This window comes from Mycolicibacterium novocastrense, assembly GCF_001570485.1.
GTDB lineage: Bacteria > Actinomycetota > Actinomycetes > Mycobacteriales > Mycobacteriaceae > Mycobacterium > Mycobacterium novocastrense.
In genome coordinates this window covers 254,686-269,371 of sequence record NZ_BCTA01000028.1, presented here as the reverse complement: position 1 = coordinate 269,371, position 14,686 = coordinate 254,686, and the positions used below count along the sequence as shown (strand labels likewise).

12 protein-coding genes are annotated in these 14,686 nt (G+C 67.5%); 2 read left to right on the top strand and 10 right to left on the bottom strand.

Annotated elements, in window-relative coordinates; genetic code table 11:
• Window positions 1-633 (top strand): flavodoxin family protein, encoded by a 633-nt coding sequence (locus tag RMCN_RS11890; RefSeq protein WP_067389222.1) that lies wholly within the window; start codon window positions 1-3, stop codon window positions 631-633.
• Here the strand turns inward: RMCN_RS11890 and RMCN_RS11885 are convergent.
• The 8 genes from RMCN_RS11885 to metH all read right to left on the bottom strand — a co-directional run bounded on the left by RMCN_RS11885 (window position 599) and on the right by metH (window position 11,205).
• Window positions 599-1,969 carry an FAD-containing oxidoreductase gene (locus tag RMCN_RS11885; RefSeq protein WP_201028828.1) on the bottom strand — a complete coding sequence of 457 codons (1,371 nt, stop codon included), beginning with the start codon at window positions 1,967-1,969 and terminating at the stop codon, window positions 599-601. The genes RMCN_RS11890 and RMCN_RS11885 overlap by 35 nt on opposite strands.
• Window positions 1,970-1,994: 25 nt before the next feature.
• Entirely contained in the window at window positions 1,995-2,477 is a 483-nt protein-coding gene (locus tag RMCN_RS11880) for a DUF4126 family protein (RefSeq protein ID WP_067389216.1), read from the bottom strand.
• 63 nt (window positions 2,478-2,540) lie between these two features.
• A complete protein-coding gene (hisG, locus tag RMCN_RS11875; RefSeq protein WP_067389213.1) occupies window positions 2,541-3,392 on the bottom strand; it encodes an ATP phosphoribosyltransferase in 852 nt (283 codons plus the stop codon).
• A complete protein-coding gene (locus RMCN_RS11870; RefSeq protein WP_064416339.1) occupies window positions 3,392-3,673 on the bottom strand; it encodes a phosphoribosyl-ATP diphosphatase in 282 nt (93 codons plus the stop codon). The genes hisG and RMCN_RS11870 overlap by 1 nt, the downstream gene beginning before the upstream one ends.
• A gap of 39 nt (window positions 3,674-3,712) precedes the next feature.
• Window positions 3,713-5,248 carry an FAD-binding protein gene (locus RMCN_RS11865; RefSeq protein ID WP_067389516.1) on the bottom strand — a complete coding sequence of 512 codons (1,536 nt, stop codon included), beginning with the start codon at window positions 5,246-5,248 and terminating at the stop codon, window positions 3,713-3,715.
• Window positions 5,245-6,702: a sugar porter family MFS transporter gene (locus tag RMCN_RS11860; RefSeq protein ID WP_067389209.1), complete on the bottom strand. Its 1,458-nt coding sequence runs from the start codon at window positions 6,700-6,702 to the stop codon at window positions 5,245-5,247. Before RMCN_RS11860 ends, RMCN_RS11865 begins: the two co-directional genes overlap by 4 nt.
• A gap of 57 nt (window positions 6,703-6,759) precedes the next feature.
• Complete coding sequence (locus RMCN_RS11855; protein WP_067389513.1) at window positions 6,760-7,443, bottom strand: HAD family hydrolase; 684 nt, start codon at window positions 7,441-7,443, stop codon at window positions 6,760-6,762.
• Between the two features lie 12 nt (window positions 7,444-7,455).
• Window positions 7,456-11,205, bottom strand: a complete 3,750-nt coding sequence (gene metH, locus RMCN_RS11850; protein ID WP_067389206.1) for a methionine synthase — start codon at window positions 11,203-11,205, stop codon at window positions 7,456-7,458.
• Between the two features lie 393 nt (window positions 11,206-11,598).
• Between metH and RMCN_RS11845 the strand changes: the two genes are divergently transcribed.
• Complete coding sequence (locus RMCN_RS11845) at window positions 11,599-12,489, top strand: PAC2 family protein (RefSeq protein ID WP_067389203.1); 891 nt, start codon at window positions 11,599-11,601, stop codon at window positions 12,487-12,489.
• Between the two features lie 3 nt (window positions 12,490-12,492).
• Here RMCN_RS11845 and RMCN_RS11840 read toward each other — a convergent pair whose 3' ends face one another.
• Both RMCN_RS11840 and mshC read right to left on the bottom strand, forming a co-directional pair.
• The gene (locus tag RMCN_RS11840) at window positions 12,493-13,371 is read right to left on the bottom strand and encodes an SDR family oxidoreductase (protein WP_064416343.1); all 879 of its coding nucleotides are present in this window, start codon (window positions 13,369-13,371) and stop codon (window positions 12,493-12,495) included.
• 34 nt (window positions 13,372-13,405) lie between these two features.
• On the bottom strand, window positions 13,406-14,644 hold the full coding sequence (gene mshC / locus RMCN_RS11835) for a cysteine--1-D-myo-inosityl 2-amino-2-deoxy-alpha-D-glucopyranoside ligase (RefSeq protein ID WP_067389201.1): 1,239 nt from the start codon (window positions 14,642-14,644) through the stop codon (window positions 13,406-13,408).
• Between the last annotated feature and the right edge of the window lie 42 nt (window positions 14,645-14,686).

Below are 14,686 nucleotides of genomic sequence, written 5' to 3'. Positions count from 1 at the left end.
ATGACACACAACGGATCTGACATCGCCGCTCCCGCGGTGGCGGTTGCCTACCACTCGGGTTTCGGCCACACCGCGACGCTGGCCGAGGCCGTGGTCGCGGGCGCGCGCGACGCCGGTGCGGCCGTCACACCCATCACCGTCGATCGCATGACCGACCGCGACTGGGACATCCTCGACTCGGCCGACGGCATCATGTTCGGCACCGCCACCTACATGGGCAACGTCTCCGCGGCGTTCCAAGGTTTCGCCGAGAAGACCGGACGGCGGTGTGTCACGGGCGCGTGGCGGGACAAGGTCGCCGCCGGGTTCACCAATTCCGGCGGCAAGAGTGGTGACAAGCTCAACACCCTTGTCTCGCTGGCGGTGTTCGCCGCACAGCATCACATGCACTGGGTCAGCCTCGGCCTACCTCCGGGCTGGAACCATTCGAAGGCCAGCGAAAGCGACCTCAACCGGCTCGGCTTCTTCCTCGGCGCCGGCGCACAGACCGACGTCGACGCCGAACCCGAGGCGGTCCACCCCGCCGATGTCGCCACCTGCCGACACCTCGGTCACCGATTCGCGTTGGTGACAAGGCAGTTCATCGTCGGCCGGTCGGTCACTGCAGCGGCGTCATCTCCTGCAGCATCGTAGGCACCAACTCGCTGACCGTCGGATGGATGTGCATCGTGCGTGAGATCGCGGTGTAGGGCTTCTTGGCGGTCATGATGTCGAGGATCGAGTGGATCACTTCGTCGCCGCCGACGCCGAGGATCGCCGCGCCGAGGATCTGCTCGGTCTCGGCGTCGACGACCACCTTCATGAAGCCCTGCGTCTCGCCCTTTTCCACCGCGCGGCCGACCCGCGTCATCGGGCGCTTGCCCACCAACGCCTTTCGGCCCGACTCGCGCACCTGGGCCTCGGTCAGACCGGCGCGGCCCAGCGGCGGGTCGATGTAGAGCGCGTACGTGGTGATGCGGTCGCTGACACGTCGCGGGTCGTCGTCGAGCAGGTTCGCCGCGACGATCTCGAAGTCGTTGTACGACGTGTGCGTGAACGCGCCCTTGCCGTTGCAGTCACCCATGGCCCAGATGTGTTCGACGTTGGTGCGCAGCTGATCGTCGACGACGATGTAGCCGCGGCTGTCGGTTTCGACCCCGGCATTCTCCAGCCCAAGGTCGTCGGTGTTCGGGGTGCGGCCGACCGCGACGAGCAGATGGGTTCCCGCGATGGGCACCGCGCCGTCACTCGGGATGACCTCGAAGCCGCTGTCGGTCTTGGTGAATCGGATCGCGTCGGCACCGAGGACGACGTCGATGCCCTCGGCTTGCAGGATGTCTTTGACCGCGGCCGAGACGTCCTCGTCCTCGCGCGAGGTCAACCGTGGTCCCTTCTCGACGACGGTGACCCCGGCGCCGAAACGCCGGTACATCTGCGCGAACTCCAGCGCGATGTAGCTACCGCCGATGATGACGAGATGTTCGGGAACCGTGTCGAGCTCGAGAATGCCGACGTTGGTCAGGTAATCGATGTCGGCGAGCCCGCGCATATCGGGTGCGACGGCGCGACCGCCGACGTTGAGAAAGATCCTGTCCGCAGACAGCACCCGGTCGTCGACTCGGATCGTGTGCGGATCGGAGAATCGGGCGTGGCCGCGGATGAACGTGCATCCGTCCATGCCGTCGAGCCAGGACTCGACGCCGTCGCGGTCGCCGAGCACGATCTTGTCCTTGCGTGCCTTGACCTTCGCCATGTCGACGCGGATATCGCCTGTGCTGACGCCGTATTCGGCGCCGCGGCGGGCAAGATGGGCGGCGTGCGCGCTGGCAACCAGCGTCTTGGTCGGGATGCATCCATAGTTCACGCACGTCCCGCCGACGAGTTTGCGTTCGATCACCGCGACCGTCTGCCCCGCCTCGGTGAGCCGGCCCGCCAGGGGTGGTCCGGCCTGTCCGGCGCCGATGATGATCGCGTCGAATCGTTCTGTCACTTCAGCCAGTTCAGACGGCATCTGTTCACACCAGGCTGACCAGGAACGCGATCAGGAAGCCGCCGCCGACCGCGACGACGTCCTCGAGGATCGCGCCCGGGCGGTCCTGACCGTTGCGCAGATCAGCGAAGCGTTGACGTGCCGCCGCGCCGCCCATCGTGCCGAGCACCGCGCCGATGACGCCTGCGCCGAGCGCACTGAACGTGTGGAAGTACGCACTGCCGATCACCGCACCGGCGAAGGCACCCATGATGAGCCGGGTGATGAACTGCGGCGCCGTCTTACGGCTGGGGGTGTTCGGCAGCTGATCGGTGACCAGTTCGACGAGCAGGAAGATGGTCAGCACGGTGACGGTGATCGGATGCGCCATCCACTCCGACCATTTCCCGTCCACGTCGATCCACCCGAGCAGGGCGCCCCAGGACACCACCGCGGGGGCGGTGAGTGCGCGCAGGCCAGCGATGACGCCGATCAGCATTGCGAGAACCAGAATCAGGACCTGCGTCATGGCGACCTCCGGTGTTGTGGACCTCCGGACGCTAACACGCAGGCCGCGCGGGTTCCCGTCGAATCAGAGGCGGCAGAATCGGATGTCGGAGGCCAGGATCGCCTTGGCGCCGATGGCGGCGAGTTCATCCATGATCTTGTTGACGTCGCGACGCGGCACCAAAGCCCGCACCGCCACCCACGCCGGGTCGGCGAGCGGAGCGATCGTCGGCGACTCCAGTCCGGGGGTCACCGCAGTCGCCCTGTCGAGGACGCTGCGCGGGCAGTCGTAATCGAGCATCAGGTACTGCTGGCCGCGAACCACACCCTGCACGCGGGCCACCAACTGCGCGCCGGTGGGACTGTCGGGCGCGCCGTCCCGCTCGATCAGCACCGCCTCGGAGTCACACAGGGAATCGCCGAATGCGACGAGGTTGTGCAGCCCGAGCGTGCGGCCGGAGCCCACCACGTCGGCGATCGCGTCGGCCACGCCGAGTTGCACCGAGATCTCCACCGCGCCGTCGAGCCGGATCACCGTCGCCTCGATCCCATGGGCCGCCAGGTCTTTTCGGACCAGGTTCGGAAACGCGGTCGCGATCCGTTTACCCGCCAGATCCTCCACCCGCCAATCGCGTCCGGCCGGACCGGCGTACCGGAACGACGACGAGCCGAAGCCCAACGCCAACCGCTCCCGCACCGGCGCATCCGATTCGGCGGCCAGATCGCGGCCGGTGATCCCGAAATCCAGCTGCCCTGATCCGACGTAGATCGCAATGTCCTTGGGTCGCAGGAAGAAGAACTCGACATTGTTGGCCGGGTCGACGACCGTCAGGTCCTTCGTGTCCGTGCGGCGCCGGTAACCGGCCTCGGAGAGGATCTCGCTCGCGGGTTCGGAGAGTGTGCCCTTGTTGGGTACGGCGACGCGAAGAGCAGACATCAGAGCTTCCCGTAAACGTCGTCGAGGGTGAGGCCGCGCGAGAGCATCAGCACCTGGGTCCAGTACAGGAGCTGGCTGATCTCTTCGGCGAGGGCGTCATCGCTTTCGTGTTCGGCCGCCAGCCACACCTCACCGGCCTCCTCGAGGATCTTCTTGCCGATCCCGTGGATGCCTCCGTCCAGAGCGGCGACGGTGCCGCTACCGGCGGGGCGGGTCCGGGCGCGTTCGCTGAGCTCAGCGAACAGGGCGTCGAAGGTCTTCACGGCTCGCGATTGTGTCACGCTCGCACCCGCCGGGTCACGCCGGTTTGCCCGCACCCCTCACGTACGCGCCATGTGCAGCGCGGCGCGGTGGCTGAACAACAGCGACGCCCCGATCGGGTTCCCGCCGCCGGGGTAGGTCTCGCCCGAAACGGCCGCCATCGTGTTGCCTGCCGCGTACAGCCCCGGAATGGGCCGGTCGGAGGTATCCAGGACGCGGGCGTCGACATCGGTGCGCAGACCGCCCTTGGTGCCGAGGTCCGAGACGCCGAACGCCGCCGCGCGGTAGGGCGGGGTGTCGATCGGCACCAGCGGTGACGCGCCACCGGTGAAGGCACGGTCGAAGGATTCGCCGCCGCGACCGAAGTCCTCGTCGACACCGCGCGCCGCGAACTCGTTGAACCGGCGCACGGTGTCCTCCAATTGCTTTGCCGGAACATCGATCTGGTCGGCAAGCGCGGCCAGCGTGTCACCCTGCACCCACAGTCCCTCGGCCCGGTACTGATCGGTCGGCGAGAACGACACGTTGGTGGCCATCACGGGCGGCTGCTCGCCGGTTCGGCTGTCGTAGACCATCCAGTACCGCGACCCGACTGTACCGTCGCGCATCGCCGCCAGGATCGCGCGGCCCAGCCGGTCGTAGGCCGCCGACTCGTTGGCGAAGCGGCGGCCGAACCGGTCGACGAAGATACCGCCGGTGAAGCACAACGCGAACGCCGCACGGCCGTCCGGATGGATCAGCCCCGGGGACCACCACGCCTGGTCCATCAGGTCCACGCCCGCCCCGACGGCGATCGCCGCCCGATGCGCCAACCCCGTGTTGGCCGGGGCGCCCATGGTGTCGCGGGCGCTTCCTCCGACGCCGTACTCGGTCCGCATGTCGGCGTTCTGCTCGAATCCGCCCGTGGCGAGCAGCACCCCGCGCCGCGCCGCGATCGTGCGGCGCTCACCGTCGTGGTCGACGACCGCGCCGACCACGCGGCCGGCCTCGACGACCAACTCGACGAGCGTGGTGGACAAATGGGCGGTCACGGCGGGGCTGTCGGCCATCGCCCACAGGAACCGTCCGACCAGCGCGCGCCCGCCGGTGAGCAGATCGGGCTGCGGCGCCCCGAGGCGCTCATGGTCCAGCGGCCCGCGGACCAGACCCGCGAAGCGACCGAGACGCTCGTCGGGTAGCGCCTTGGAGACGATGTGGCGCATGCCGTCGTTGCGGGCCCCGGCCGCCGAACTGTAGTAGTCCGGCCACGGCAGGATTTTGAACGCGAAGTGCTCGTCGCGTTCGAGGTAGTCGATCAGCGCCGCGCCGCCGCGGACGTAGGTCTCCTGAAGCGCCGCGGGTGTGCGGTCGCCGACGACCTCGCGGTAGTAGCGCAGCGCCTCCTCGATCGTGTCGTCGCATCCGGCGCGGGCGAGCACCGCGTTGCACGGATACCACAATCCCCCGCCCCCGGAGTAGGCGAACGTACCGCCGAAGCGGTCGGTGGCCTCCACGATCGCGACCGAAAGTCCCTCCCGCGCAGCGGTATAGGCTCCGGCCAGCGCCCCTGCGGAGCCGGCGACGAGTACGTCGACCGACTCCTCGATGCCGGTCAGACGGCCTCCTGCTGCGGTGCGGCCTCGTTGCCCATGTCTTCGAGGTGCTTGCCCTTGGTTTCTTCGACGTACTTCCACACGAACAGGAACGACAGCACCGCGCAGATGGCGTAGAAACCGTAGGCGACGCCGAGTGAGAAGTCACCGAGTGCGGGGAACGACGCCGTGATCGCGCAGTTGGCGATCCACTGCGCTGCGGCGGCCAGGCCCAGCGCGGCGCCGCGGATGCGGTTCGGGAACATCTCACCGAGCAGCACCCAGACCACCGGACCCCACGACATGCCGAACGAGACCACGAAGAGGTTCGCGGCCACCAGCGCTATCGGGCCGGCGATTCCATCCAGGCTCGGCTGGCCGTCGACCACCGGCGCCGTGCCGAAGAGGATCGCCATCGTGCCGAGCGTGATGGCCATGCCCGTCGACCCGACCAACAGCAACGGCTTGCGGCCGACCTTGTCGATCAGCGCGATGGCGATCAGGGTGGTGACGATATTGGTGACCGAGGTGATCACGGTGATCAGGAACGCCTGGCCCTCCCCGAAGCCGACGGCCTCCCACAACACGTTCGAGTAGTAGAAGATCACGTTGATGCCGACGAACTGCTGGAACACCGACAGCAGCACACCGACCCAGACGATGGCATAAAGCCCTCCGGTCGGCTTGCGCAGATCGCGCCACGACGGCGGTGTCTCCGACTTCAGCGAATCCTTGATGCGGGTGATCGTCAGTTCGAGGTTCTTCTCCCCCAACAGCCTCGACAGGACTCGCCGGGCCTCCGGAATACGGTATGTGGCAACGAGATAACGCGGCGATTCGGGAATCGTGAACGCCAGCACGCCGTAGACCACGGCGGGCACCGCCATCACGAGAAACATCCAGCGCCACGCGGGCAGCCCTAGCCAGAGTTCCTCGCGCGACCCGCCGGCGAGGTGGGCCAGCAGCGCATCGATTGCCAGCGAGACGAAGATGCCGGTGACGATGGCCAGCTGTTGCAGGGAGCCCAACCTGCCCCGGATCCGCGGTGGTGAGGTTTCGGCGATGTAGGCCGGTGCGATCACCGAGGCCACGCCGACACCGATACCGCCCACGACACGGAAGAGCCCGAACATCCAGACGTTGGTCGCCAGGCCGGTGCCGAAGGCGCTGATGAAGAACAGCAGCGCGGCGATCTTCATCACCGACAGCCGGCCGATCTTGTCGGCCAGCCGGCCGGCGACCACCGCACCCATCGCGGCGCCGATCAGGGCCGCCGCAACAGCGACGCCCGTCACCGCCTTGGTGGTCTGGAAGTGGTCCTCGACCGCCGCGACCGCGCCGTTGATGACCGCGCTGTCGTAGCCGAACAGCAGGCCGCCGAGCGCGGCCACGGACGCGATGAGGACGACGCGACCGCTGTGTTCGGAGTCCTCGTAATCCACACCTGTCGAGGAGTCACCAGCGGGTCCGTGAGTCATGTGAGACCTTTCCACAGCATCGCGTGATGGACGTCACATTCAATCACAGACCGGTGGTCAGGCGGTGCGTTCTCCTGGCCTCGTCACCAGTTCGGAATGGACCCGGCGAAGGTCCTGCGCGCCCAGCCCGGCGAGTGAGGAAACCTGGCGTCGGCGTGGCCCGGGGGGTACCGCTACGTCGTTGGGTACCACCAGCACCGGGCATCCGGCACGCTCGGCGGCCGCCGAGCCGGTAACGGAGTCTTCGACCGCCAGACACGCGATCGGATCGAAGCCCAGCAGCGCCGCCGCGCACTCGTACACGTCGGGCGCGGGTTTGCCGCGAGCCACCTCGTCAGCGCAGACCGTCGCCGAAAAGTAATGCGCACCAATGCTGTTCAACGCCTTATCGGTCAACGTACGCAGCGTGTTGGTGACCAGAGCCATCGGAACGTCTTCCGCGGCAAGCTCTTCGAGCAATTCTTGAGCACCGTCACACCACGGCAGCCCGTTCTCGAACAACTCGGCGGTGTAATCGTGCAACCATCGGCTCGATTCGGCCATGGCGCGCGGATCCTGCTCGAGACCGAGATCGGTGTACACGGTCCTGATGGTGTCTTCGGCCGAGCCACCGACCAGCGCTTCGCGCACCTGCGGGCTCAGGTCGCCGCCGAGTTCGGTGTACAGCGCCGCCAGCGAGACGTCCCACAGTTTCTCGGAATCGACAAGGGTGCCGTCCATGTCGAAGAGGACCGCGCACAGCGCCTCCCCCATTCAGTCCTCCGGGTTGTAGCCGAGATTGGGCGCGAGCCAGCGCTCGGCTTCCTTCAGTGTCCAACCCTTGCGCTTGGCGTAGTCGGCGACCTGGTCCTGGGCCAACCGGCCGACCACGAAGTACTGCGACTGCGGGTGCGAGAAGTACCAGCCGCTGACCGCGGCACCCGGCCACATCGCCATCGAATCGGTCAACTCGATGCCGGTCCGCCTGGTCACGTCCAGCAGGTTGAACAGCGTGGCCTTCTCGGTGTGCTCCGGGCAGGACGGATAGCCGGGCGCGGGCCGGATCCCGACGTACTTCTCGGCGATCAGCTCGTCGTTGCTGAGCTGCTCGGCGGGCTGGTAGCCCCAGAACTCCTTGCGGACCCGCTCGTGCATCCGTTCGGCGAACGCCTCGGCGAGCCGGTCGGCTACCGACTCCAACAGGATCGCGCTGTAGTCGTCCAGGGCGGCCTTGAACTCCATGATCTTTTCCTGGCTGCCCAGCCCGGCGGTGACGGCGAAGGCGCCGACGTAATCCGACAGGCCCGTTTCCTTGGGGGCGATGAAATCACCCTGCGAGCGGTTCGGGATGCCCTCGCGGTGCTCGCCCTGCTGGCGCAGGTTGTACAGCGTGGTCAAAACCTCGGTGCGGGTGTCGTCGGTGTAGACCTCGATGTCGTCACCCACGGCGTTGGCCGGGAAGAAACCGATGACGCCGTTGGCGGTCAGCCACTTCTCTTTGATCAGGGTGTCGAGCATCTCCTGGGCGTCGTCGTACAGCTTGCGGGCGGCCTCACCCGTGGCCGGGTTGTTGAGGATGTCGGGGAAGCGCCCCTTCATCTCCCAGGCGTTGAAGAACGGCTGCCAGTCGATGTATTCGCGCAGCTCGGCGAGGTCGTAGTCACAGAACTCACGCACGCCGAGACCCTGAGCGGGCACCGGCGGGGTGTAGCCGTCCCAGTCGATCGGCGTCCGGTTCGCGCGCGCCTTCTCCAAGGTCAGCATCGGCCGGTCGTTCTTCTGGGCGTGCCGTTCCCGCAGCGACGCGTAGTCCTTCTCGGTGGCCTCCAGCAGGCCCGGCCGCTGTTTGTCGTCGAGCAGCGCGGCGGCCACCGGGACCGAGCGGGACGCGTCCTTGACCCAGACCACCGGACCGCTGCGACGCGGGGAGATCTTCACCGCGGTGTGGGCGCGCGACGTGGTCGCACCGCCGATGAGCAGCGGGATCTCCAGGCCGGCACGTTCCATCTCGACGGCGAAGTTGGCCATCTCGTCCAGGGACGGGGTGATCAGCCCGGACAGCCCGATGATGTCGGCGTCGTGTTCCTTGGCCGCATCCAGGATCTTCTGCGCGGGCACCATCACCCCGAGGTCGATCACTTCGAAGTTGTTGCACTGCAGCACAACTCCGACGATGTTCTTGCCGATGTCGTGGACGTCGCCCTTGACGGTCGCCATGACGATGGTGCCGTTGGTGTCTTTGGTTCCGGTGGTACCGGCCTCTTCCTTCTCCGCCTCGATGAACGGCAGCAGGTAGGCGACCGCCTTCTTCATCACCCGCGCCGACTTCACGACCTGGGGCAGAAACATCTTGCCCGATCCGAACAGGTCGCCGACGACGTTCATACCGTCCATCAGCGGGCCCTCGATCACCTCGATCGGGCGCCCTCCGGCGTCCGCGATCTCGGCGCGCAGTTCCTCGGTGTCCTCCTCGACGTGGGCGTCGATGCCCTTGACCAGGGCGTGCGTGATGCGCTCGCGGACCGGTAGGGAGCGCCACTCCGCGGCGGACGGGTCGTCGGCCTTGTCGGTGCTGTTGAACCGTTCGGCGATCTCCAGCAGGCGCTCGGCCGCGTCGGGCCGACGGTTGAGCACGACGTCTTCGATGCGCTCGCGCAGTTCGGGGTCGATCGAGTCGTAGGGCACCAGCGCCCCGGCGTTGACGATGCCCATGTCCAGACCCGCCTTGATGGCGTGGAAGAGGAACACCGCGTGGATGGCCTCGCGGACCGGGTTGTTGCCGCGGAACGAGAACGACACGTTCGAGATGCCGCCGGAGAGGTGCACCCCCGGCAGGTTCTCCTTGATCCACGCGCACGCCTCGATGAAGTCGATCCCGTAGGTCGCATGCTCCTCGATGCCGGTGGCCAGCGCGAAGCAGTTCGGGTCGAAGATGATGTCCTCGGCGGGGAAACCGACCTCTTCGGTCAGGATCCGGTAGGCGCGACCGCAGATCTCTTTGCGCCGCTCCAGATTGTCGGCCTGCCCCTGCTCGTCGAAGGCCATCACGACGACGGCGGCGCCGTACTTGCGGCACAACCGTGCCTCGCGGATGAACTTCTCCTCGCCCTCCTTCAGGGAGATCGAGTTGACGATCGGCTTGCCCTGCACGTTCTTCAGGCCGGCCTCGATGACCTCCCATTTGGACGAGTCGATCATCACCGGCACGCGGCTGATGTCGGGCTCGGACGCGATCAGCCTGGTGAACCGGTCCATCGCGGCGACGCCGTCGATCATGCCCTCGTCCATGTTGATGTCGATGACCTGCGCGCCGACCTCGACCTGCTGCAGGGCCACCGAGAGCGCGGTGTCGTAATCCTCGGCCTTGATCAGGTTGCGGAACCGGGCCGAGCCGGTGATGTTGGTCCGCTCACCGATGTTGACGAACAGGGTGTCGTCGTCGATGTTGAGCGGTTCCAGACCTGAGAGCCGGGTGGCCACCGGGATCTCGGGCACCTGGCGCGGTGGCTTGCCCTCGACGGCCTCGGCGATCTTGGCGATGTGCGCCGGCGTCGTGCCGCAGCACCCGCCGACCAGGTTGACGAACCCGGCCTCGGCGAAGTCGGCGACGTAGCCGGCCTGACGCTCGGGAGTCTCGTCGTACTCGGCGAAGGCGTTGGGCAACCCGGCGTTCGGGTAGCAGGAGACGAACGTGTCGGCGATTCGCGACACCTCGGCGATGTAGGGCCTCATCTCGGGTGCGCCCAGGGCGCAGTTGAGGCCGATCGCGAGCGGCTTGGCGTGCCGGACCGAGTTCCAGAACGCCTCGGTGACCTGCCCGGACAGCGTCCGCCCGGAAGCGTCGGTGATGGTGCCCGAGATGACCACGGGCCAGCGTCGCCCACGCTGCTCGAACAGCGTCTCGAGCGCGAACACGGCAGCCTTCGCGTTCAGCGTGTCGAAGATCGTCTCGACGAGGATGATGTCGGCGCCGCCGTCGACCAGGCCGTTGGCGGCTTCGAGGTAGGCGGCCACCAGCTGGTCGTAGGTGATGTTGCGGGCGCCCGGATCGTTGACGTCCGGCGAGATCGACGCGGTCCGCGTGGTGGGCCCCAGCGCTCCGGCGACGTAGCGGGGCCTGTCCGGGGTGCCGACCTCGTCGCAGGCTTTCCGCGCCAGGGCGGCACCGGCGTGGTTCAGCTCGTAGCTGAACTCCTCCATGCCGTAGTCCGACAGCGAGACCGCGTTCGCGTTGAACGTGTTGGTCTCGATGATGTCGGCGCCGGCGTCGAGGTATTCGCGGTGGATGGCCTCGATGATCTGCGGCTGCGTCAGGTTGAGCAGGTCGTTGTTGCCCTGGACGTCGCTGGGCCAGTCCTTGAATCGCTCGCCGCGGTACCCGGCCTCGTCCGGCCGGTCGCGCTGGATCGCCGTGCCCATCGCGCCGTCGATCACCATGATCCGCTGACCCAGGGTCGCCGTCAGTTCGTCGGTGCAGTCGGGCCGGATGTTCGGCGTGAGAGTGTTCGACTCAACGGCGGTCATGCGAGCTCCTTCCCTGAGGAAGGCGTCCTTGAGTCTGCCGAGCGTGGCGGATAGCGGTGAAGACCGGAATCCGTTGCAACGCCTCTCGACAGGGAAAGTCTACGTTGTCATCCAACCGATTTTCGGACGCCCGCCTCGACGCGGCGATCGAGTCGGCGCATCTTGTCGGCACTGTCGTCGACACCTTGGTCAACCAGATTGCCGCCGAGCGTATTTCGTCTCGGCGGGAAGCCGGGTACACATCGCGCCGCCACCGATCACCAGGGTGTCGAGCAAATCGGTCGTGTCGGCGCGATCCTTTCCATCAGCCACGGATCCAGGGTAGTCGGCGAATCAAGTCAGCACGTGTGGCGATGGCGCTCCTACCCGCTCATAAGGGCTTACGCTGGCGTTGTGACCTTGTCGGATGCGAGCGGTTTGAGACCGCCCGACCTGCCCGAACTCAACGACACGATCGTCGTCGCGGCGTTCGAAGGCTGGAACGACGCCGGCGATGCGGCCAGCGATGCGGTGGAGCACCTCGACGCGATCTGGGAAGCCGAGACGATCGTCGAGATCGATGACGAGGCTTACTACGACTACCAGGTGAACCGGCCGGTGATCAGGCAGGTCGACGGGGTCACGCGGGAACTGGTGTGGCCGTCGATGCGGATCTCGCACTGCCGTCCGCCCGGTTCCGACCGTGACATCGTGCTGATGCACGGCGTTGAGCCCAACATGCGCTGGCGCACGTTCTGCTCGGAGTTGTTGGCCATCGCCGACAAGCTCAACGTGCAGACCGTCGTCATCCTCGGCGCCCTTCTGGCCGATACGCCCCACACCCGGCCGGTGCCGGTGTCGGGTGCGGCCTACTCGTCGGATTCCGCAGCGGTGTTCGGGTTGGAGGAGACGCGGTACGAAGGCCCGACCGGCATCGCCGGCGTGTTCCAGGACGCGTGCGTGCAGGCCGGGATTCCGGCGGTGACGTTCTGGGCCGCGGTGCCCCATTACGTTTCCCAGCCGCCGAGCCCGAAGGCGACGGTCGCCCTGCTGCGTCGCGTCGAGGATGTGCTCGACATCGAGGTGCCGCTGGCCGACCTGCCGACCGCCGCCGAGGAGTGGGAGCAGGCGGTTTCGGAGATGACCGCCGAGGACGACGAGATCGCCGAGTACGTGCAGTCGCTGGAGGAACGCGGCGATGCCGAGGTCGACATGACCGAGGCGCTAGGAAAAATCGACGGCGACGCGCTGGCCGCCGAGTTCGAGCGCTACCTGCGCCGCCGCGGGCCCGGCTTCAGGGGTTAGGGCTCAGCGCTTTTCCAGCGCTTCGGTGCGTGCGCTCATCGAACGGCCCAACGCGGCGACCTCGGCGTCCATCTTCGGCAGCAGATCCGGTACCGACTTGAGTGAGGCCCGCTCCCCCAGCCGCGACGCCAGGACCGGCTTGAGCCAGCGCATCAGCCCGACGAAGCGGGGACAGTTGATCTGGCGTTTGCGCTGTTCGATGCCCTTGACGAACTGCTCACCGCACTCGCGCACCGACGTGGTCTTGCCCAGCGGACCGGGCAGGGTGTCGAGCATCGCGCGAGCGCTCGGCAGGTCGGACCGGCTCTCCTGCACCAGCGGGGTGTCGATCCAGAGCATGTGCGCCGATCCGACGTCGACGCCGTGGTGGGCCACCTCCAGGCGCAGCGCGTTGGCGAAGTGCTCGACCGCCGCCTTGGAGGCGTCGTACGGTGCCATGCCTGCCGATGCCGCGTAGGCGGCCGCCGAGGCCACGATCAGGACGTAGCCACGACGCTCGATCACCGACGGCAGCGCGGCACGCACGGTGTGGAACACGCCGACGACGTTGACGTCCATCAGCGTCTGGAACGCCTCCGGGTCGACCTGCAGCACCGAGCCGTAGGTCGCGATGCCCGCGTTGGCCATCACGACGTCGATGCCGCCGAACCGCTCGACACCCTTGGCGACGGCCGATTCCATCGCGGCCAGATCCCGCACGTCGGCGACCGCTGTGACCACGCCCTCGTTGCCCAACCGCGCGGCCACCTGCTCGAGCCGGTCCCCGTCCAGGTCGGTCAGCACCAACTTCGCGCCCTTGTCGTGCAGGCGGCGCGCCACCTCTTCGCCGATACCGTTCGCCCCGCCGGTGATCAGGACGACTTTGCCGTTGAGAGAAGCCATGGGCGACAACGTACCGCGCGCGGGTCGGGCCGATCTACAGCCGAATGCCCAGCAAAGCGTCGACGGCGGCAGCCACCGTGTGCCCCGCCTCGGGGTCGTGTCCGCCGTAGGTCAGCGCGTCGGTTGTCCAACCATCCAGCGCGGCAAGCGCTTTGGGGGTGTCGAGATCGTCGGCGAGGTACCGGCGAACCCGTTCCACGACGTCGGTCGCATCCGGCGCACCGGGCAGCGCGACTGCCGTACGCCACCGAGCCAGCCGCTCGACCGCCTCGGCGAGCACGGCGTCACTCCAGTACCGGTCGGCGCGGTAGTGACCGGCGAACAGGCCGAGTCGGATCGCCGCGGGGTCGACGCCTTGAGAGCGCAGCTGCGAGACCAGCACCAGGTTCCCGCGGCTCTTGCTCATCTTGTGGCCGTCCCAGCCGATCATGCCGGCGTGCACGTAGTGGCGCGCGAATCTGCGCTCGCCGGTGACGGATTCGGCGTGTGCGGCGGAGAACTCGTGGTGCGGGAAGATCAGGTCGCTGCCGCCGCCCTGGATGTCGAGGTCGGTGCCGATGCGGCTCAGGGCGATGGCCGCACATTCGACGTGCCATCCGGGTCGTCCCGGCCCGAACGGCGACGGCCAACTCGGCTCCCCCGGCCGTTGCGCCCGCCACAGCAGCGCGTCGAGTTCATCGCCCTTACCCGGCCGCTCCGGGTCCCCGCCGCGTTCGGCGAACAGCCGAGCCATGGTGTCGCGGTCGTAGCCGGACTCGTAGCCGAACTGCGCGGTGGCGTCGGCGCGGAAGTACACGTCGGGATACTCGGCGTCGTCGACGACGTACGCGGCACCCGACGCCAGCAGCTTTTCCACCACCTCGATGACCTCGGCGATGGTTTCGGTGGCGGCGACGTAGTCGTGCGGCGGCAGCACCCGCAGCGCGGCCATGTCCTCGCAGAACAGCCGGGTCTCGCGGTCCGCGAGATCGCGCCAGTCGATTCCGTCGCGCTCCGCGCGTTCGAACAGCGGGTCGTCGACGTCGGTGATGTTCTGCACGTAGTGGACGCGATGCCCAGCGTCCAGCCAGATGCGGTGCACGAGGTCGAACGCGAGGTAGGTGGCGGCGTGGCCGAGGTGGGTCGCGTCGTAGGGCGTGATGCCGCAGACGTACATCGTGGCCGTTTCGCCGGCGCTGACGGGACGGACCTGTCGGTCGGCGCTGTCATAGAGACGCAGCTGCGGTCCCCGGCCCGGCAGCGCCGGGACGACGGGGGCCGGCCACGAATTCATGGTCTCGACTCTAGGCATCGATCTCACCGACATCGCGGGCGG